The organism is Falsiroseomonas stagni DSM 19981 (genome assembly GCF_900114315.1).
Taxonomy (GTDB): domain Bacteria; phylum Pseudomonadota; class Alphaproteobacteria; order Acetobacterales; family Acetobacteraceae; genus Falsiroseomonas; species Falsiroseomonas stagni.
Window position 1 is genome coordinate 59,087 of record NZ_FOSQ01000010.1, and the last position, 18,497, is coordinate 77,583.

19 protein-coding genes are annotated in these 18,497 nt (G+C 71.3%); 9 read left to right on the top strand and 10 right to left on the bottom strand.

The genetic code is table 11. The annotated features are described in order from the left end of the window. Positions 1–61 precede the first annotated feature (61 nt). Entirely contained in the window at positions 62–2,161 is a 2,100-nt protein-coding gene (locus BM041_RS21460) for a DEAD/DEAH box helicase (protein ID WP_245762212.1), read from the bottom strand. Between the two features lie 213 nt (positions 2,162–2,374). On the opposite strand from BM041_RS21460, the gene BM041_RS21465 reads away from it, so the two are divergent. Together BM041_RS21465 and BM041_RS21470 are read left to right on the top strand one after the other, a co-directional pair. Further along, entirely contained in the window at positions 2,375–3,079 is a 705-nt protein-coding gene (locus BM041_RS21465) for an alpha/beta fold hydrolase (RefSeq protein WP_092961957.1), read from the top strand. A 36-nt stretch (positions 3,080–3,115) separates the two neighbouring features. Then, a complete protein-coding gene (locus tag BM041_RS21470) occupies positions 3,116–3,505 on the top strand; it encodes a PH domain-containing protein (protein WP_092961958.1) in 390 nt (129 codons plus the stop codon). A 248-nt stretch (positions 3,506–3,753) separates the two neighbouring features. On the opposite strand, the gene BM041_RS21475 is transcribed toward BM041_RS21470, so the two are convergent. From BM041_RS21475 to BM041_RS21495, 5 genes are all read right to left on the bottom strand, one after another. Further along, on the bottom strand, positions 3,754–4,491 hold the full coding sequence (locus tag BM041_RS21475) for a transglycosylase SLT domain-containing protein (protein ID WP_092961959.1): 738 nt from the start codon (positions 4,489–4,491) through the stop codon (positions 3,754–3,756). Positions 4,492–4,540: 49 nt separating this feature from the next. After that, positions 4,541–5,137: an outer membrane lipoprotein gene (locus tag BM041_RS21480; RefSeq protein WP_092961960.1), complete on the bottom strand. Its 597-nt coding sequence runs from the start codon at positions 5,135–5,137 to the stop codon at positions 4,541–4,543. A 129-nt stretch (positions 5,138–5,266) separates the two neighbouring features. Then, complete coding sequence (locus BM041_RS21485) at positions 5,267–5,971, bottom strand: hypothetical protein (protein ID WP_092961961.1); 705 nt, start codon at positions 5,969–5,971, stop codon at positions 5,267–5,269. Beyond that, entirely contained in the window at positions 5,968–7,473 is a 1,506-nt protein-coding gene (locus tag BM041_RS21490) for an alkaline phosphatase D family protein (protein WP_092961962.1), read from the bottom strand. The genes BM041_RS21485 and BM041_RS21490 overlap by 4 nt, the downstream gene beginning before the upstream one ends. 79 nt (positions 7,474–7,552) lie before the next feature. After that, complete coding sequence (locus BM041_RS21495; RefSeq protein WP_217648796.1) at positions 7,553–7,888, bottom strand: hypothetical protein; 336 nt, start codon at positions 7,886–7,888, stop codon at positions 7,553–7,555. Positions 7,889–8,221: 333 nt separating this feature from the next. On the opposite strand from BM041_RS21495, the gene BM041_RS21500 reads away from it, so the two are divergent. Further along, positions 8,222–8,902 carry a hypothetical protein gene (locus BM041_RS21500; RefSeq protein ID WP_092961964.1) on the top strand — a complete coding sequence of 227 codons (681 nt, stop codon included), beginning with the start codon at positions 8,222–8,224 and terminating at the stop codon, positions 8,900–8,902. Positions 8,903–9,367: 465 nt separating this feature from the next. Next, positions 9,368–10,255, top strand: a complete 888-nt coding sequence (gene mmsB, locus BM041_RS21505; RefSeq protein ID WP_092961965.1) for a 3-hydroxyisobutyrate dehydrogenase — start codon at positions 9,368–9,370, stop codon at positions 10,253–10,255. Here the strand turns inward: mmsB and BM041_RS21510 are convergent. The 4 genes from BM041_RS21510 to BM041_RS21525 form a co-directional block, all read right to left on the bottom strand. Continuing rightward, complete coding sequence (locus BM041_RS21510) at positions 10,245–10,883, bottom strand: hypothetical protein (RefSeq protein WP_139226132.1); 639 nt, start codon at positions 10,881–10,883, stop codon at positions 10,245–10,247. The genes mmsB and BM041_RS21510 overlap by 11 nt on opposite strands. Positions 10,884–11,079: 196 nt before the next feature. Further along, positions 11,080–12,360, bottom strand: coding sequence for a DNA polymerase IV (locus tag BM041_RS21515; protein ID WP_092961967.1), 1,281 nt, complete (start codon positions 12,358–12,360; stop codon positions 11,080–11,082). Position 12,361: 1 nt separating this feature from the next. Next, complete coding sequence (locus BM041_RS21520; protein ID WP_139226133.1) at positions 12,362–12,748, bottom strand: hypothetical protein; 387 nt, start codon at positions 12,746–12,748, stop codon at positions 12,362–12,364. Between the two features lie 102 nt (positions 12,749–12,850). Beyond that, positions 12,851–13,729 carry an ROK family protein gene (locus BM041_RS21525; protein ID WP_092961969.1) on the bottom strand — a complete coding sequence of 293 codons (879 nt, stop codon included), beginning with the start codon at positions 13,727–13,729 and terminating at the stop codon, positions 12,851–12,853. A gap of 82 nt (positions 13,730–13,811) precedes the next feature. Between BM041_RS21525 and BM041_RS21530 the strand changes: the two genes are divergently transcribed. The 5 genes from BM041_RS21530 to dxs all read left to right on the top strand — a co-directional run bounded on the left by BM041_RS21530 (position 13,812) and on the right by dxs (position 18,286). Next, the gene (locus BM041_RS21530) at positions 13,812–14,045 is read left to right on the top strand and encodes a sulfurtransferase TusA family protein (RefSeq protein WP_092961970.1); all 234 of its coding nucleotides are present in this window, start codon (positions 13,812–13,814) and stop codon (positions 14,043–14,045) included. Between the two features lie 56 nt (positions 14,046–14,101). Continuing rightward, positions 14,102–15,031: a histone deacetylase family protein gene (locus BM041_RS21535; RefSeq protein WP_092961971.1), complete on the top strand. Its 930-nt coding sequence runs from the start codon at positions 14,102–14,104 to the stop codon at positions 15,029–15,031. A gap of 152 nt (positions 15,032–15,183) precedes the next feature. Continuing rightward, a complete protein-coding gene (locus BM041_RS21540) occupies positions 15,184–15,447 on the top strand; it encodes an exodeoxyribonuclease VII small subunit (RefSeq protein ID WP_092961972.1) in 264 nt (87 codons plus the stop codon). Continuing rightward, complete coding sequence (locus BM041_RS21545; protein WP_092961973.1) at positions 15,447–16,358, top strand: polyprenyl synthetase family protein; 912 nt, start codon at positions 15,447–15,449, stop codon at positions 16,356–16,358. The genes BM041_RS21540 and BM041_RS21545 overlap by 1 nt, the downstream gene beginning before the upstream one ends. A gap of 5 nt (positions 16,359–16,363) precedes the next feature. After that, positions 16,364–18,286: a 1-deoxy-D-xylulose-5-phosphate synthase gene (dxs, locus tag BM041_RS21550; RefSeq protein WP_092961974.1), complete on the top strand. Its 1,923-nt coding sequence runs from the start codon at positions 16,364–16,366 to the stop codon at positions 18,284–18,286. Positions 18,287–18,497: the final 211 nt, after the last annotated feature.

Consider the following 18,497-nt stretch of genomic DNA (forward strand, 5'->3'; position numbering starts at 1 on the left):
AAAAAACCGGTGCGGAAAGGCGGAAGCGGCAAGGGGGCGCCTGGGCGCCCCCTTCGAGGGATCAGGCCGCTTCCGCGTCCTGGCTCGGATCAGTCTCCGGCCCGCTATCCCGCTTCGGACGGGGCAGGGGGAGCAGCATGAAGGCGGGCACGGCATCGCCGAAACCGCGGGGGGAGGGGCCGGCTTCCCGGTCCTCCTTCCGCTCGCGGCGGAATTCCTCGCGCCGCGCGGCGTAGCTCTGCATCTCCTCCCGCGGCGGCAGGTCGCGGGATGGGCGGCCATCGCGGCGCGGGCCGCGATCGTCGCGGCGGCCACCCTCCCGCGGGGCCCGGTCGCGCGACGCCACGTCGCGCGACGGCAGGTCGCGGGGCGCCTCGTCCCGCGGCGCCTCGTCACGCCGCGGGCCGCGCGGCGGGCGGGCCTCGCGCAGCGGCACGTCATCCGCCGCCGTCTCGATGGTCTCGACCGGCGGGCGGCGCCCGCGATCGTGATCGCGGCCACCCCGATCCCGGCCACGGTCACGGCCACCATCGCGGCCGGGCCGCGCGCCGTCACGCCCGCCATCACGCCCGCCGCGGCCGCCATCGCGGCCACCGGCCATCGGGCGGCCGCCACGGCCGCGCTTGGCCTTGGCGCCTTCCGCGATCTCCTCGGCGGAGACGGGGTCGAGCCCGTCGATCTCCATGCGGGGGATCGGCTTGCCCGTCAGCTTCTCGATCGCGGCGACGGAGCGTGCATCCTCGGGCGCCGCCAGCGAATAGGCATGGCCCTGGCGCCCGGCGCGGCCGGTGCGGCCGATGCGGTGGACATAGTCCTCCGCATGGAAGGGCACGTCGAAGTTGAAGACGTGGCTGAGCCCGCCGATGTCGAGCCCGCGCGCCGCCACATCGCTGCACACCAGCAACTGCAGTTCATTCGCCTTGAACTTGTTCAGCGTGGCGAAGCGGACCGACTGTTCCAGGTCGCCATGTAGCGCGCCGACGGAGAAGCCGTGGCGCTTCAGCGACTTGTAGAGGATGTCCACGTCGATCTTGCGGTTGCAGAAGATCAGCGCGTTCTGCACGGCTTCCCGGCGCAGCAGGCGGCGCAGCGCTTCCCGCTTGTCCATGTCGCGCACCCAGACCAGGCCGGTCGTGATGGTGGTCGCGACGGTCGCGGGGGCGCTGACCGAGATCTCCTTCGGATTCTGCAGGAAGGCATCGGCCAGGCGGCGGATCTCGGGGGCCATGGTGGCGCTGAAGAACAGCGTCTGGCGCATCCGCGGGAGGAGGGAGACGATCCGCTCCACATCCGGGATGAAGCCCATGTCCAGCATGCGGTCGGCCTCGTCGATGACGAGGACCTTGCAATCCGCCAGCAGGATGCGGCCGCGATCGAACAGGTCCAGCAGCCGGCCCGGCGTCGCTATCAGCACGTCCACGCCCTTGTCGAGCACGTCGCGCTGTTCGTTCATGCTCTCGCCGCCGATGAGCAGCGCGTGCGTGAGGTTCAGGTGCTTGCCGTACTTGACGAAGTTCTCGGCGACCTGGAGCGCCAGTTCGCGCGTCGGCTCCAGGATCAGGCTGCGCGGCATGCGCGCCTTGGCCCGGGACCCCGCCAGGATGTCGAGCATCGGCAGCGTGAAGCCGGCGGTCTTGCCCGTGCCGGTCTGCGCGCAGCCCAGCACGTCGCGGCCCATCAGCACGATGGGGATGGCGAATTCCTGGATCGGCGTGGGGTGCAGGTAGCCGGTTTCCGTCACCGCGCGGAGGATGGGCTCCGACAGGCCGAGATCGGCGAAGGTGGTCCGGGCGGGCTCGTCCGGCTCCTGCTCGTCATAGGCGCGCTCGGCATCGCTGCGCGTGTCGTCGCCGTCGCGGTCATCATCGTCCCGGTCATCATCGTCCCGGTCGTCTTCGTCATCGCGATCGTCGTCGTCGCGGTCGTCGTCGTCGCGATCGTCCTCGTCCCGGTCGTCGTCGCGGCTGTCGTCGTCGCCGACAGCCTCGGCCTCGCTGACCGCGGCCTCGGCGGTCACCGGCCCCGGCTCAGCCGGGGCCGCCGCCGGTTCGGCGGGCGCCTGGGGCTCCGCCAACAGCGTTGCCGCCGGCATCGCCGGGGCGTCGTTCTTGTGCTCGGGATCGGCCGCGCCCGTTACGGTCGCGTCGCTGTGATCGCTCAACGTGATTGGTTCTCTGTCTGCCTCGGGCCTGCCCGACACCTTGGCGCGCCGCGGTTGGAAACCGAGGCGCCTCTTCGGGTGGGGATGCCCCGCTGGCGCCAAAGGGCGCGGAAGGCGGGACCGGGCGGGACCGACGCCATATGCGCCGGAAACGCGCGGAAATCAAGGCAAGACGGCTTGCCCGCGCGGGGCGGCCGCCATAGAGCCCGCGGCATGACCGACAGGCCCACCCTCCTGCTCCTGCCCGGGCTGCTCTGCGACACCCGGCTGTGGCGCGACCAGGTCGCCGCCTTCGCCCCCGCATGGCGCTGCGTCGTGGCCGATCTGACGCATGACGACACCCTGCCCGCCATGGCGGGCCGTGCCCTGGCCGCCGTCGGGGAGACGACCGGCCTGGCCATCGCCGGGCTGTCGATGGGCGGCTACGTGGCGCTGGAGATCATGCGCCAGGCGCCGGGCCGCGTGGCGCGCCTGGCGCTGATGGACACCTCCGCCCGGCCGGACACGCAGGAGCAATCCCGCCGCCGGCGCGCCCTCCTGGCCCTGTCGGAATCCGGCATGTTCCGCGGCGTGACGCCCCGCCTGCTGCCGACCCTGCTGGCGCCCCGCAACCTGGCTACGCCGCTCGGCGCCGAGGTGACCGCGATGGCGGAACGTGTCGGCCGCTCGGCCTTCCACCGGCAGCAGCGCGCCATCCTCAAGCGGCCCGACAGCCGGCCCGACCTGGCCCGCATTGCCGTGCCCACCCTGGTCGTGGTGGGCGAGCACGACGCGCTGACACCGCCCCACCTGGCCGAGGAGATCGCCGCCGGCATCCCGGGCGCCACCCTCGCCCGCATCCCCGAAGCCGGCCACCTGCCGACGATGGAGGAACCGGAGGCCGTCATCGCCGCCATGCGGGACTGGCTGCGAGCCTGACGCGCCCCTAGATTCGCCGCCACAACGGAGAGTCCCATGGCCGAGACCGACATCCTCGTCACGCGCGAAACCAAGCGGTCCTACGGCCTGGTCCGCGGCAGCATCGCCATCCTCTGCCTGGGCCTGCCCTTCCTGGGCCGCCAGCGCATCCAGGTGACGACCGAACGCGTCATCATCGAAAGCGGGTTCCTGACCAAGGTGCGCGACGACGTCGAGGTCTTCCGCATCCGCGACGTGGTCACCACCCAACCCCTCTGGCACCGCCTGCTCGGCATCGGCGACGTCATCATCAAGGCGACCGAAGGCCGCACCGAGGAACGACACACCCTGCGCGGCGTGCCCGACCCCATCGCCGTGGCCGAAGCCATCCGCCAGGCCTGGAACCAGGCCGCCCGCCCCCGCTCGGCGACGAACATCGACGGGTAGCGCGGGTTTGTCCCGGAGAGGGGCTGCGCGCCCCTCTCCGGACCTCTCCCGCGCCAGGGGGCAACGGCCCCCTGGACCGCGAGGTTATCGGGGGATGGAGGGAGGGGCATGGCACGCGCGCCGAACAAGCGGTGGCGCCGTGCCCCTCCCTCCATCCCCCGATCTCATGGGTTCCCAAGGGCCCGCTGGCCCTTGGCAGGGTAGGGGTATCGGGGAAGGGACTGCGTCCCTTCCCCGGGCCACCCGCGCTACCGCCCGATGAGCGCCAGCCGGGCCGGGGTCCGGCTGGCGATGGGGACCGGCATGCCGCGGTAGGCGTCGAGGCTGCGGCCGGGGCTGCCGGTGTTGGCGATGGTCGTGGCGCGGTCGGCGTTGTTGGAGAGGAAGGCGCCGCCGCCGCCGGGTTGGGCGACGGTTGCCGCGGTGGTGGCGGGGGCGGCGACGGGCGGGTGGGGGTTGCCCTGTTCGGTCGCCCAGGCGGCGAGGACGCGGGCGCGGTAGGGTTCGGCGAATTCCGGGGTCTGGCTGTGGTAGGCGGCGGCGGCGCGCTGCCAGTCGCCCCCGCGCGCGGCTTGCAGTTCCGTCAGGAAGCGGGCGGCGTAGTTCGCGTTGGCGGTGGGGTCGAAGGCTTCGTCCAGGCTGGCGAAGGCGTTGGGGTGGTGGCGCAGGTTCACCTGCATGCAGCCGACATCGATGGAGCGCACGCCCCGGGCCTGGAGTGCCTGCACCTCGGCAATCGCTGCCGCCTTGGTGGTGAAGAATTGCCCGCGGCCCTCGGCGTTGATGGTCCAGGGCCAGGGGTGGAAGGCGCCGGTTTCGGGGTCTCGCCGGCCGGATTCGACGCGCCCGATGGCGCTGAGCAGATGGGCCGGGATGCCGGAAGCCCGTTCCGCCGCCTGGATCGCGCCGCGGCAGAGGCGGCCGGGCTCGGCCGTGGCTGGTGTGGGTAGGGCGAGGAGCAGGAGGGAGAGGAGGAGGCGCTTCATGCCCGGCACGGCGCAAGGCGCGTGCCAGAAGGGACAACCCGGGCGGGGGCTACAGGATGGGTTCGGCCGGCGGGCGTGGAGCCTCGGCGGCCGGTGGTTCGGGCGCCGGTGGTTCGGGCGCCGGGGCTTGGGCGGCGGGTGGGGCCTCCGCCTGGGCGGGCGGGTTGGCCGGCGGGGGCGTTGGCGCGGCGGTGTAGTCGGGCACGATGCGGGCCTGGTTGCCACCGATCATCAGCACGCGCTGGCCGATCGCCAGTGGGGTTGGGTCCCGCTGCGTGACGGTGAAGAGGTCGCCATTGTCCTTGCGGGCGATGTATTCGAAGGCGGTGGTGTCCCCCGCCACCCGTTCCGTGGCGGCGCCGAGCAGCCCGCCGACCAGCGCGCCGCCGACCGCGCCGATGGCGCTGGCCATGTTCCCGCCCGGGGCCTGGGATCCGAGGATGCCGCCCGCCGCGCCGCCGGTCGCGGCGCCGGTGCTGCCCTCGGCCGTCACGGTCACGCGGCGCACCCCGATGATGACGGCCTGTTCGACGCGGTTCATCTGCTGCACCGCGCGCGTGGCGTAGTCATCCGCCGAATAGCTCGGCCGGCACGCGGCGAGCGCGAGCGGGGCGAGCAGGAGGAGGAGGTGTCTGGGTCCCGGCATGGCGGTGTTCCTGTAGGCGAGGGCGGGCGGCCCTGTCACCACGCTTCCTGCGCGGGGCGCCCATGGGTGCTTTGACGGCCGCGCGTGGCGCGAATGTGTCGCCCCTGTGTCCGCCTGTGACGGGGCGCCTCAATCGTAGCCGAAGGCCTGCATGTCCTCGCGAAAGTGATCGGCCAGGAAGGCGGCATCGGCCGCGGTGATGTCGGCGGACCGCATCAGGATGCGGTGGCTGCGGTTGGCGTGGGGGAGGACGAAGGCCGGGTCCACCAGGTCCTGCAGGATGGTGCTGCCGGCCATGTCCTCGATCCGCAGCGGTTCCGCCGCCAGGGTTGCCGTCCGGGTCTTGGCGGCCTGGGACCGGAAGGCGGCGTCGTAGTGCAGGTGCCGGTTGCGGATGAAGCCGCCGAAATCGTCGCTTTCGATGAAGGCGCGGGAGGCCGGCCAGCGCAACTGCCCGTGCTGAGCGGAGAGCGTCGCCCAGTCGGCGCGGATCGCGGGCAGGGTCATGCCGTGCTTCTCCGCCCAGCCCAGCACGATGCCGCCCACGAAATTGTAGAGGCTGGCGATGCGCGCCCTGGGGTGGCGGACGAAGGCCAGGATGCGCATGCCCTCCAGCGCGTCCGCCCCCACGGCCGCCTCGATCTCATCGAGCCCGGAATGCTTGTAGAGGCCGAAGCGGCGCTGGAAGTAGGTGCTCGCCTGCTCCCCATGCGGCGTGGAGCCGAGGATCAGGTCGTCCCAGCGGGCGAAGGGCTCATAGCCCTGTTCGAAGCTGGTGCCGCCGGTCTTGTGAAGGTGAATGAAGACGAAGCGGCGGGAGCGGGCGAAAATCATGCGGTCTCCAGCCTCGGCATGCCCTGCGCCACGGCGAAGCGCGCAAGGGGCGAGGCGCCGCTTGTGGCATCGAGCGGGTTGTCCAGCGCCATCATCGTCGCCACCGCGTCCCGCTGCGTCAGCCGCAGCGAGAGCCAGCCGCGGCGGGAGGCATCGGCGTAGGTGATGTGCGGATCGTTGGGGAAGGGCAGGGCATAGCGGGCGTTGTTCTGGCTGGTGATGGAGGTGGCGACGAATTCGACGGCGCAGGCCGGTGTCTCCGGCCGGTCGAAATCCGGGCGGAGCTCGGCCGCCAGGAAGGCGTGGATGTCGCCGCCGAGGACCAGCGGCGTGCCCTGGTCCCGCCGCCGCGCGGCCAGTTGCGACAGCAGGCGGGCGCGGGCGGGCTGGTAGCCGTCCCACCCATCGGTCCAGTAGACCGGCGGCGCCTGGCGGCCGCCGAGGCGGGCCATGCGGGTCTGCTGCGCGATCAGCGTCCAGCGGACGGATTCCCGCGCCAGGCCATCGGTGAGCCAGGCTTCCTGCTCCGCGCCCAGGATGCTGCGGGCGGGGTCGGCCAGTTCGGCGCATTGGTCGAAGGTGACGCGGGTGGCGCCGCCGCGGTCGGGCGGCTGGCAGGCCTGGGGGTGGCGGTATTGCCGGTCATCCAGCAGATGGATCTGCGCCAGCGATCCCAGGCCGATGCGGCGGTGGATGCGGGCGCTGGCGCCGGCGGGCCTGGCGGAGCGCGGCAGCGGCATGTGTTCCCAGAAGGCCTGGTAGGCGGCGGCGCGGCGGGCGAGGAAGGGCGCGCCGCGCTCGCGCTCCCCGATCTCGCCCCCATAGTCGTTGGAGACCTCATGGTCGTCCCAAGTGACGACCCAGGGGCAGGCGGCGTGCGCGGCCTGCAAATCGGGGTCGCTGCGATAGAGCGCGTAGCGGGCGCGATAATCCTCCAGCGTCCGCGCCGTGGGGCTGGCATGGCTGCGGACCAGGTTCCGGCCCCAGGAGGCCTCGTAGATGTAGTCGCCGAGGAAGGCGACGAGGTCCGGGTTGCTGGCGGCGATGTGGCGGTGGGCGGCGTAGAAGCCGTGTTCGTATTGCTGGCAATTGGCGACGGCGATGTGGAGCGGGTCCTCCGCGCCCGGTGCGGGGGCGGTGCGGGCGCGGCCGGTGGGGCTAGCCTCGCCGAGGGCGGTGAAGCGGTAGTGGTACCAGGCGCCAGGGCGCAGGCCCGTGACCTCGACATGGATCGAATGGGCCTCATCGGGCCGGGCCATGGCCTGGCCGCGCGCCGCGGGGCGGCGGAAGGCCTCGTCCTCCGCCACCACCCAGTCGACCGGCACGGGCTGGTCGGGCAGGGCGCCGCCGGGGGCGGGCATCAACCGCGTCCAGATCACGAAGCCCGTGGGGCCGGGATCGCCGGAGGCGACACCAAGGGCGAAGGGCGTGGCCGCGGCGGCGCGCGCGGGCAGGGAGAGGGCGAGCGCGGGGGCGGCGAGGAGGAGGGTGCGGCGGCGCATGGGGCAGTCTCCCCCGGATCGGGGGCGGGCGCCAAGGCGGGGCTTGGGTCAGTACGATGACTTTAGCCGATTATGCCGATTATGCGCGTTTAGCACCGTTTTCGCGGGGTCGGTGGAACCAGCAGAGGTCGAGGAAGGTGGGTTCATGGTCCAGCGCCTCCCATTCCTGGCGGATGCGCCGTAGCACCGCGTCGCGGTCACCGTCGCACCAAGGCTCACCCGGGGGATCGGCGTAGGGGCTGGAAACGGCGATGAAGCCCTGGTCGAGCATGAGACCGACGAAATGGAGCATGCGCTCGGTGTCGTCCTGGCCAGGAGGCGTCTCCGTGAGCTCCCGCAACGCGTCCAGCACGCTGGGAAAGGTCACGTCGTCGATCGTGGCGTATTCCCAGAAGCCAGAAACCTCTTCCTTCATGGTGGGCATGTTGGCGGCCTCAAAAATGGAATTTTCGGACGGCGGTGAAGCCGGGGATGTTGATGTCGATCGATGGGCTGCCGCTGGACGTCAATGGTCGATACCCAACGACTGTACCGTCATCGAGGCGGTACATTCGACCGGGATGGCCTCGCGGCCTTAGGTCGATCGCGCCGCTACCACTAGAGAAGGCGATGAAATGTCGGTCGAGCATCACGGCGACGACCGGCGCGAGGTGTCGTCCGGCAGGAGCGGAACCCGGGCGCGTATCGGGAGTGGGCGCGAGGGGGCCGCTTGCGACGCGAAGTTGACGTTCGTCTCCGTAGCGTAATCTTGCTCGTCCGCCTCGGGTTGTGGCTCTATCTCACCATGCTCCCGGACGGCGGTTTCTTCGCGGCGATAGAGAAGGTCCTCTCGCAGGTTAGTGCGCTGGTCTGCGGCGCCGTTGCCCTGGCCATCTACCTTGTCCTCGATAGCATGCCGGCGGACTGGCGCTGGTTAGCGCGTGCCCTGATGCTAGGCTTTGCGTTCGTTGGCGCCGCTAAGCTGCTGGACGGCTCGGTGCGCGAGGTCCGTGCATATTTGAGGCGAAGGGGGGCCGAGGAGCGTCTGAAGCGTCGGAAGGCCGAAGCCATGGCTGAAGCCAAGGCTGCGGAGGAGCGGCGCAAGAAGGCCGAGCATCAACAAGCTGAGCAGGAGCGCGAGAAGGAAGCAGAGCGCAGGCGCATCGCGCTGGAGCGCCTCGACCACCTGTCCCCAGAGGAAATTGGCTTCATCTGGCGGGCGCTAGAGAGACGCTCCCAGACCATTTTTGGCTGGGTGCATTCCCATCCTGGCCGCAGCCTGCAGATGAAAGGGCTCGTGCAGTCGGAGGGGTCGACAGGCCATGAAGATCACTGGCCATGGGTCTTTCCGGACTTCGTCTGGAAGGTGCTGCTCGAGCGGCGCGAAGAATTTATGCAGAAGCACGGCGACAACGAGCGGGAGAAGCAGCGCCGCAGCCGGACTCGGTAGCCGCTCATGCCGCGACGCCGCAAGCACTCGCATAAATTGAAGGTCTGGTTCCCGCCCTTCTCAGATTTCCCAAAGCGTTCGAACGCTGTGTCGTTGCGCCTCACATTGCCTAGGCCTTCGCCCAATCCGGAGCGCATTCAGGATGGCGTGTCTCCCACGGCCCTATCCATGGCGGCACTTGAGCGCCTCGTGACAATAGACGAATGGCAACGAGACAGGTGCTCGAGACCGATCGGGTCGCGGCACCTTGGGACTCGTGCGGGTCAGTCCTGAACCCCGGCTCCCCGCGGTGGCCGGGATGCGCACCAGCAGCTACCAAGCCACCGATCGCACGAAACGGCCCGGATTGCAAGGAAATATTCCTAACAAACCTCCTCCGCGATTAGCTCCCCGCCCCCACCCGTGGCCCCCCGCCGCGCCCTGTGGGACAGTCACCTGCACCAACGCATCGGGAGGGCGCCGCGCATGGCCCGGATTGGATTCATCGGCCTCGGCAACATGGGCGGGCCCATGGCGCGCAACCTGGTGAAGGCGGGGCATGCGGTCGCGTGCTTCGACCTCTCCGCCGCCGCCATGGCGGCCGTCCCCGGCGCTAGGGCGGCGGGCAGCGCGGCGGAGGCCGCGGCCGGCGCCGACTTCGTCATCACCATGCTGCCCGCCGGCCAGCATGTGCGGGATGCCGTGCTGGGGGCGGGGGGGATCGCCGCTTCCTCCCCGCCAAACGCCGTGCTGGTGGATTGCTCCACCATCGATGTCGCGACCGCGCGGGCGGTGGCGGAGGGGTGCGGGCGCGCCTTCCTCGATGCGCCGGTCTCCGGCGGGGTGATGGGGGCGGAGGGGGCGACGCTGACCTTCATGGTGGGGGGCGCGGATGCCGCCTTCGCCCAGGCCGAGCCGATCCTGAAGCAGATGGGGCGCGCCGTGATCCATTGCGGGGGCGCGGGCGCCGGCCAGGCGGCCAAGGCCTGCAACAACATGATGCTGGCGGCCACCATGATCGTGACGGCGGAGGCCTTCGTGCTGGCGGAAAGCCTCGGCCTGTCGCACCAGGCGCTGTTCGACGTGGCGTCGAAATCCTCCGGCCAGTCCTGGAGCCTGACGACCTATTGCCCCGTGCCCGGCCCGGTGCCGGGCAGCCCGGCCAATCGCGGCTACCAGCCGGGCTTCTCGGCCGGGTTGATGCTGAAGGACCTCGGCCTCGCGGTGGGGGCGGCGGAGGCGGGAGGGGTCGCCACGCCGGTGGGCGCGCGGGCGCTGGAACTCTACCGCGCCTTCGTGGAGGCGGGGGGGGCCGGGCGCGACTTCTCCGGCATCATCGAACATCTGCGCGACGGCGGCGCGGTCAGGGGGTGAGGGCGGCCTTCACGGTCCAGCCGCGCTCCAGGCGCTTGCACAGCGTGGCGTAGGCGATGCCGGCCTCCGCCGCCGCGTCGCGCAGCGTCAACCGCCGGCCGCGCACGGTGATGAGGCGGCGGGGCACGCCGGCGCGGGGCGGGTTCTTCACCCAGCGGCAATTGGCGGGGGCGAAGGGGCGGGACGGGTCCAGCCGCACCAGCCGATGGGCGCGCGTCGGCCGGCGGCCCAGATCGGCCAGGAACTGCCGAAAGCCCTTGCCATCCGGGGCGCGCCAGCGGGCGCAGACCGGGGCATCCTGGCTGCGATGCAGCATGGTCTGCCAGGCCTGGTATTCCGGCCGCCGCCGGTCGTCCTTCCGCGCGCCATGCCGCGTGGCGCGGTCCCGCACCACATCGTCCCGCCAGCAGCCGCAACTGGTGGTGTGGCCGGACAGCAGGCTGTCCTCCCGCACCACGGCGCTGCCGCCGCAATCGCAGTCGCAGGTCCAGCGGCGGCGGGAGAAGCGGCCGCGCCACAGATAGGGCTCGGCTTCCTCCCTCACCATGAGTCGGCCGAAGCGGTTGCCGGGATCGACGGCGATGGGGCTGGCGGGGGAGGGGGCGCGGTGAGAAACGGCTCTGATCACGGAAGCTGGAACAGGCTGGGGCCTGTCGAGTTGCGAGGCCAGCGCGGCCCGCTGGCGCCCCGATTTTCTCAGCACCGATTGGCATCGCGGCATCACAGGCGCGCGAGGATGGCGCCGGAGGGGGCGCGGAATATCGAGGTTGTTGTGCATCGCCGTAGCCGGGGCCGCCCTTGGGCCGCCCCGGTTGCGGCACGCATCAATCCCGCCGCGGCTTCCCGCCCGGCAGCAGCCCGCGCCCACTGCCGATGGCATCCGCGCCGAAGCGGGCGCGCAGCTTCTCCACCGCCGCCCAGCGGGCGGTGCGGCGGGCGGCGTCGGGGTCGGCCAGGTCCGGCAAATCCGCCTGGTCCCCGGGGGCCAGGGGCTGGGCGCCGATGCCGATCAGGCGGAAGGCGCTTCCCGTCGCCTCCTTCGCCAGCAGGGGTTGCGCGGCGGCGAAGAGGGTTTCCGGCAGCTTCGTCGGCCGGGGCAGGCGGACATTGCGGGTGCGGGTCTGGAACTGCGCGGTCTTGAGCTTGAGGACCACGCCCGCCGCCGCCAGCCCCTTCTCCGACAGGCGCCGGCCGAGCTTTTCGCAGAGCCGCCAGAGCGGCGCCTCCAGCGCCGGCAGGTCGCGCAGGTCGGTGTCGAAGGTCGTCTCGGCGGAGATGCTCTTCGCCTCCCGCGCCGGGTCGATGCGGCGGTTATCCTCCCCGCGCGCGCGGGCGGCGAGGCCGGGGCCATCCTCCCCGAAGCGCTTCGCGGCGTCGCGGGGGTCGAGCAGCGCCAACTGGCCCAGTCGGGTGAAGCCGGAAGCCTCCAATCGCCGGGCCAGTGCGGGGCCGACACCGGGCAGCAGGGTCACGGGCTGGGTGGCGAGCCAGTCGCGCGCTTCCTCCTGCCCCAGCACCGCGAAGCCGCGGGGCTTGTCCCGTTCGGCGGCGAGTTTGGACAGCAGGCGGTTGGGGGCGAGGCCGATGGAGACGGTGATGCCGACCTGGCGCTCCACCTCCCGGGCGAAGCGGGCCAGGGTGGCGGCGGGGGGCGCGCGGTGCAGGGCCTCGGTCCCCGAGAGGTCCAGCACCGCCTCATCGATCGACAGCGGCTGGACCAGGGGGGTGAGGCTTTCCATGAGGTCGCGCACCTGGCGGGCGGCGGCCACGTATTTCGCCATGTCGGGCTTGATGACGACGGCATCCGGGCAGGCGGCCAGCGCCTTGAACATCGGCATGGCGCTGCGCACGCCGCGGGTCCGGGCGACGTAGCAGGCGGCGGAGACCACGCCGCGCCGGCCGCCGCCGATGATGACGGGACGGGTGGCGAGGTCGGGGCGGTCCCGCTTCTCCACGCTGGCATAGAAGGCGTCGCAATCGACATGCGCGACGGAGAGGGTGAAGAGCGCGGGATGCGCGACCAGGCGGCGCGACCCGCAGGCGGGGCAGGGTGGCGGGCGGGTGGCATCCGCCATCCAGAAGCAGTCGCGGCAGAGGGAGGGCATCTCAGCCGCGGCCCCGCAGCGCGGGCATCAGGGCGAGGGCGGCGAGGAGGAGGAGGTAGATCCAGCCCTCCGGCGTCTCCAGCCGTTCCAGCCAGAAGCCGATCCCGCGGCCACGCAGCAGGGCGGCGAGGAGCGTTTCCGCCAGCATGGTCAGCACCAGGCCGGTGACGCCCATGGCCAGCAGGGGGCGCCATGCGGCCGGCACGTCGAACAGCCGGGCGACCCAGGGGGCGAGGGCGATCATGGCGGCCAGCATGGGCACGGCCTCCACCGCCACGGCGCCGGCGGGGCCGAGGCGGGGTTCGAGGAAGAGGACCCGGATCGGGCCGAGCAGGAAGCCGAGGGCGAAGATGACCGCGAACCAGAAACAGCCGGCGGCGACCGCCATCTCAGAGCCTGTGAAAGAATCGAGCTTGAGCATTAATGCCCGTTGAAATCATTGGGATTTTTCCTCGGATTCCGGCGCTTTCGGGCATTAATTCACAAGCTCTCAGTTCCACAGCCTGGCGGCGCCGAGCACGCCGGAACTGTCGCCATGGCGGGCGGGTTCGATCGCCGTGGTGCAGAGGTCGGAGAAGACGTGGCGGGGGATCAGGCGGGGCAGGTCGTCATAGAGATGCGCCATGTTGGACAGGCCGCCGCCGAGGACGATCACCTCCGGGTCCAGCAGGTTGATGACGGCGGCCAGCGCCCGGGCCAGGCGGTCCGCGTGGCGGTCCAGCGCGGCGCGGGCCGCGGCATCGCCGGCGGCGGCGCGGGCGGGCAGCGGACTGGCGTCCCGCGCGCCGGGGCCATCGGCATCGGCGGCGAGTGCCGGGCCGCAGAGGAAGCTTTCGATGCAGCCGCGCTGGCCGCACCAGCAGGCGGGGCCGGGGTGTTCCGCGGCCGTCATCCAGGGCAGGGGGTTGTGGCCCCATTCGCCGGCCACGCGGTTGCGGCCCTGCACGAGGCGCCCTTCCACCACCAGGCCGCCGCCGACGCCGGTGCCGAGGATGACGGCGAAGCCCGATCCGGGGCGGTCGTGGAACTCGCTCATCGCCAGGCAATTGGCGTCATTCGCCAGTCGGACGGGGCGGCCGATGGCGGTGGCGAGGTCCCGGCCGAGCGGCTGGCCATTCAGGCAGGTGGAATTGGCGCCGCGGATCAGGCCCGTGACCGGGTTCTCGCTGCCGGGGATGCCGATGCCGATGGTGGCGGTCTGGCCGATCTCGGCCTCCGCGGCGGCGACCATGGCAGCGATCTGGGCCACGGTGGCCTGGTAGCCCGCTGGGGTGGGGGCGCGGCGGCGCAGGCGGATGGCGCCGCCGGGGTCAAGCGCCGCGATCTCCGTCTTGGTGCCGCCGAGGTCGATGCCGATGCGCCAGGTCATGCCACCCAGGGTGGCGGTGACGTGGCGACGAATCAAGAACGGGTCGCTTGCCCTGGCGGGGCGCAGGTGGTGGAATCACGGGATGAGCGAGACATTGCTGGATGTGCAGGGGCTGACCTGCCCGCTGCCCGTGCTGAAGGCCAACAAGGCCCTGCGATCCCTGGGCCCCGGGGCGCGGCTGACCGTGCTGGCGACGGACCCCGCGAGCGTGAAGGATTTCCGAGCCTATGCGGCTGAGACGGGGCACGCGCTGGTCGGATTCTCCGAGGACAAGGGCGTCTACCGCTTCACCTTGCGCAAGCGCGAAGACGCCTGACGACTCCGGGGCGGGATGACGTTTCGCCGCTCCGCGGCGGGGGGAAGGCAACGAGAATGAGCGTGCTGCTGTTCAGCCATCGGGCCTGCCTGCACCACGACCCCGGGCCGCACCATCCCGAATGCCCGGACCGCCTGCGGGCGGTGCTGAAAGCGCTCGATTCGGAGGAATTCTCCGACCTGATCCGGGACGAGGCGCCGCAGGCGACGGTGGAGCAACTGACCCGCGTGCATCCGCCGGGCTATGTGGACGCCATAATCGGCATCCGGCCGGAACCGGATGACAGCGTGGCGCTGGATGGCGACACGGTGATGAGCTGGGGCAGCGCGGAAGCGGCGCTGCGGGCGGCGGGCGCCGGCGTGGCCGGGGTGGACGCGGTCTGCCGGGGAGAGGTACGGCGCGTCTTCTGCGCCGTGCGCCCGCCCGGCCACCATGCCGAGCCCAACCGCCCCATGGGCTTTTGCCTGTTCGCCAATGCGGCGGTGGCCGCGCGCCATGCGCAGGCGGTCCACGGTGTCGAACGCGTGGGCGTGGTGGATTTCGACGTGCATCACGGCAACGGCACCCAGGCCTGCTTCGAAACTGACGAAACCCTTTTCTACGCGAGCAGCCACCAATCGCCCTGCTACCCCGGGACGGGGGAGGCGCATGAGACCGGCGTGGGCAACATCGTCAACGCGCCCCTGCCGCCCGGGGCCGATGGTGCCGCCTTCCGGGCGGCCTGGGCGGAGACGCTGCTGCCGGCGCTGGAAGCCTTCCGGCCGGGGATCATCATCATCTCCGCCGGCTTCGATGCCCATGCGCGGGACCCGCTGGCGCAGCTGCGGGTGCGGGAGGCGGATTTCGCCTGGCTGACGGCGGAGCTCTGCCGGATGGCGGACCGGCTCTGCGGGGGGAAGGTGGTCAGCCTGCTGGAAGGCGGCTACGACCTGGAGGCGCTGGCGGCCTCCACCGCCGCCCATGTCCGGACCCTGATGCAGGCGTGAGGGCCGATTCCGGTGGAGTGACAGGCTGGGTTGACACTTCCGGATTCCTTCCCATTGCGGAAGGGTTGATGGGGGGATATCCCGGCAAACCGCTGAAAAATGGCCCCAGCCCCGTCCGGTCGACCCGGGGCTTCATGTTTCTTCTTCCCAGGATGCCCGATATGACGTCAACTAAACCTGACACGGCAAAGCCGGTCGCCTCCCTGTCCTTCGAGGAGGCGCTGCAGGAGCTGGAGGGGATCGTGAAGGACCTCGAAGGCGGCAAGGGGAAGCTGGAGGAAGCGGTGGCGGCGTATCAGCGGGGGGCCGAGTTGCGCCGGCATTGCGAGGCGAAGCTGTCGGACGCCGAGGCCAAGGTGCAGAAGATCGTGGAAGCGGGCGCGGGCGAAGCCGCCGGCCTGCGTGATATGGCCTGATGGCTGGTTCCGTGCAGGACGCCGCGCTGAAGGACGCCCTGGCCCAGGCCGCGGCGGAGATCGACCACACGCTGGACCACATCATGCCGCCGGCCGAAGGCCCGGAAGCGCCGCTGCTGGCCGCCATGCGCTACGCCGTGATCGGCGGCGGCAAGCGGATGCGGGGCTTCCTGGTGCTGGAAGGCGCCCGCCAGTTCAACGCTTCCCGCCAGGCGGCGCTGCGCGTGGCCGCGGCGATCGAGATGCTGCACGCCTATTCGCTGGTGCATGACGACCTGCCCGCGATGGACGATGACGACCTCCGCCGCGGCAAGCCCACCGTGCACAAGGCCTTCGACGAGGCGACCGCCATCATCGCCGGGGATGCGCTGCAGACGCTGGCCTTCGGCACGCTGGCGGATGAGGACACGCATCCGGACCCCGCGGTGCGCGTCGAACTGGTGCGCTGCCTGGCCCGCGCGGCCGGGGCGCGGGGCATGTGCGGCGGGCAGATGCTGGACATGCTGGCCGAACAGGCCGGGGAACCGCTGGACGAGGCCGCCGTTGGTCGGCTGCAACTGCTCAAGACCGGACGGCTGATCGAATTCTCGGCGGAAGCGGGCGCGATCCTCGGCAAGGCGCCCATGTCCCAGCGCCTGTCGCTGGCGGCCTATGGCCGGGATGTCGGCGCGGCCTTCCAGATCGCGGATGACCTGCTGGACGCCACCGCGTCCGCGGAAGAAACCGGCAAGCGGACCGGCAAGGATGCGGAGGCCGGAAAGGCCACGCTGGTCGGCCTGCTCGGCATCGAGCGGGCCCGGTTGCAGGCGGAACGACTCGTCGCGCAGGCGGGGCAACACCTCGACAGTTTCGGGGAGCGTGCCGATCTGTTGCGCGACCTTGCCGCCTACACCATCGAGAGGAAGAGCTGAAAACCATGGCGCCACCCGCCACCCCCCTGCTGGACCGCGTCCGATTCCCGTCGGACATGAAGAACCTGTCCGGGGAGCAGCTGAAGCAGCTGGCCGAGGAATTGCGGGCGGAGACGGTGCACGCCGTCTCCCAGACCGGCGGGCATCTCGGCGCCTCCCTCGGTGTGGTGGAACTGACGGTCGCGATCCACGCGATCTTCGACACGCCGCAGGACCGGCTGATCTGGGACGTCGGCCACCAGGCCTACCCCCACAAGATCCTGACCGGGCGGCGCGACCGAATCCGCACGCTGCGGACGGAAGGCGGGCTGTCCGGCTTCACCCGGCGGAGCGAGAGCGAATACGACCCCTTCGGAGCGGCGCATTCCTCCACCTCCATCTCCGCCGGCCTCGGCATGGCGATGGCGCGCGACCTGAAGGGCGATGACCGGCAGGTGATCGCCGTGATCGGCGATGGCTCCATGTCCGCCGGCATGGCCTATGAGGCGATGAACAATGCGGGCGCGGAGCGCGCGCGCCTCATCGTCATCCTGAACGACAACGACATGTCGATCGCGCCGCCCGTCGGCGCCATGTCGGCCTATCTGTCGCGGCTCATCTCCTCCCGCCCCTTCCTGTCGCTGCGGGACGTGATGGGGCGCCTCGCCAAGCGCTTCCCGCGCCCGATCGAGCGCACCGCGCGCCGCGCGGAGGAATTCGCGCGCGGGCTGCTGACCGGCGGCACGCTGTTCGAGGAGCTGGGCTTCTACTATGTCGGCCCGATCGACGGCCACGACCTCGACCACCTGCTGCCCGTGCTGCGCAACCTGCGCGATGCGGAGGAAGGCCAACCCATCCTGCTGCATGTCGTGACGCAGAAGGGCAAGGGCTACGCGCCGGCCGAAGCGTCCGCCGACAAGTATCACGGTGTCGCCAAGTTCAACGTCATCACCGGCGAACAGGCCAAGGCACCCCCCGGGCCGCCCAGCTACACCAAGGTCTTCGCCAATGCGCTGATCGCGGAAGCGGAAGCGGATGAGCGGATCGTCTCCGTCAACGCGGCGATGCCGGCGGGGACGGGGCTGGATGCCTTCGCCAAGCGCTTCCCCAAGCGCTGCTTCGATGTCGGCATCGCCGAACAGCACGCCGTGACCTTCGCGGCGGGCATGGCGACCGAGGGCCTGAAGCCCTTCGTCGCGATCTATTCCACCTTCCTCCAGCGCGCCTATGACCAGGTGGTGCATGACGTGGCGCTGCAATCGCTGCCCGTGCGCTTCGCCATGGACCGGGCAGGATTGGTCGGGGCAGACGGCGCCACTCATGCCGGCAGCTTCGACGTCGCCTATCTCGGCTGCCTGCCGAACATGGTGCTGATGGCCGCCGCCGACGAAGCGGAACTGGCCCATATGGTCGCCACCGCCGCGGTGATCGACGACCGGCCCTGCGGCTTCCGCTACCCCCGCGGAGAGGGCACCGGCGTTGCCGTGCCGGCGCGCGGCACGCCGCTGGAGATCGGGCGCGGGCGCATCCTGCGGGAAGGCAACGCGGTGGCGCTGCTGTCCTACGGCACGCGCCTGGCCGAATGCCTGAAGGCGGCGGATGAACTCGGCGCGCAGGGCTTCACCTGCACCGTCGCCGATGCCCGCTTCGCCAAGCCGCTCGACACCCAACTCGTCGAACGCCTGGCGCGGGAACACGCCGTCCTGATCACCATCGAGGAAGGCTCCATCGGTGGCTTCGGCACCCAGGTGGCGCACCACCTGCTGGGCAAGGGCATGCTGGACGGACAGACGCGCTTCCGGCCGATGGTGCTGCCCGACACCTTCATCGACCACGCGGCGCCCAAGGTCCAATACGACCAGGCCGGCCTCAACGCCCGCCACATCACGGCCACGGCGCTCTCCGCCCTGGGCGTCGCGGAAGCCAAGGCCCTGCCGGCGCGCGCCTGATGGCGGTGGGTCTGTCTGCGAGGGGCTCTGCCCCTCGCGCTCCCCGCAAAGGGGCAGCGGCCCCTTTGAACCCCCTTCATGGGATCGGGGATGAGGGGCCGGCGGGACCGCGTGGTCGGCGCGCGTGCCGGCCCCTCATCCCCGATCCCATCATGACGCGGTCCAGGGTCCCGCTGGACCCTGGTGGGGGGTGCGGGGGGCAAAGCCCCCT

Coding starts and splice junctions, on each gene's coding strand:
- BM041_RS21470 (WP_092961958.1), top strand. CDS start 3,116: ATGGCCGAGACCGACATCCTCGTCACGCGCGAAACCAAGCGGTCCTAC.
- BM041_RS21515 (WP_092961967.1), bottom strand. CDS start 12,360: ATGCCCTCCCTCTGCCGCGACTGCTTCTGGATGGCGGATGCCACCCGC.
- BM041_RS21525 (WP_092961969.1), bottom strand. CDS start 13,729: ATGACCTGGCGCATCGGCATCGACCTCGGCGGCACCAAGACGGAGATC.
- BM041_RS21520 (WP_139226133.1), bottom strand. CDS start 12,748: ATGGCGGTCGCCGCCGGCTGTTTCTGGTTCGCGGTCATCTTCGCCCTC.
- BM041_RS21490 (WP_092961962.1), bottom strand. CDS start 7,473: ATGCGCCGCCGCACCCTCCTCCTCGCCGCCCCCGCGCTCGCCCTCTCC.
- dxs (WP_092961974.1), top strand. CDS start 16,364: ATGGCGCCACCCGCCACCCCCCTGCTGGACCGCGTCCGATTCCCGTCG.
- BM041_RS21480 (WP_092961960.1), bottom strand. CDS start 5,137: ATGCCGGGACCCAGACACCTCCTCCTCCTGCTCGCCCCGCTCGCGCTC.
- BM041_RS21475 (WP_092961959.1), bottom strand. CDS start 4,491: ATGAAGCGCCTCCTCCTCTCCCTCCTGCTCCTCGCCCTACCCACACCA.
- BM041_RS21485 (WP_092961961.1), bottom strand. CDS start 5,971: ATGATTTTCGCCCGCTCCCGCCGCTTCGTCTTCATTCACCTTCACAAG.
- BM041_RS21530 (WP_092961970.1), top strand. CDS start 13,812: ATGAGCGAGACATTGCTGGATGTGCAGGGGCTGACCTGCCCGCTGCCC.
- BM041_RS21535 (WP_092961971.1), top strand. CDS start 14,102: ATGAGCGTGCTGCTGTTCAGCCATCGGGCCTGCCTGCACCACGACCCC.
- BM041_RS21465 (WP_092961957.1), top strand. CDS start 2,375: ATGACCGACAGGCCCACCCTCCTGCTCCTGCCCGGGCTGCTCTGCGAC.
- BM041_RS21540 (WP_092961972.1), top strand. CDS start 15,184: ATGCCCGATATGACGTCAACTAAACCTGACACGGCAAAGCCGGTCGCC.
- BM041_RS21545 (WP_092961973.1), top strand. CDS start 15,447: ATGGCTGGTTCCGTGCAGGACGCCGCGCTGAAGGACGCCCTGGCCCAG.
- mmsB (WP_092961965.1), top strand. CDS start 9,368: ATGGCCCGGATTGGATTCATCGGCCTCGGCAACATGGGCGGGCCCATG.
- BM041_RS21495 (WP_217648796.1), bottom strand. CDS start 7,888: ATGAAGGAAGAGGTTTCTGGCTTCTGGGAATACGCCACGATCGACGAC.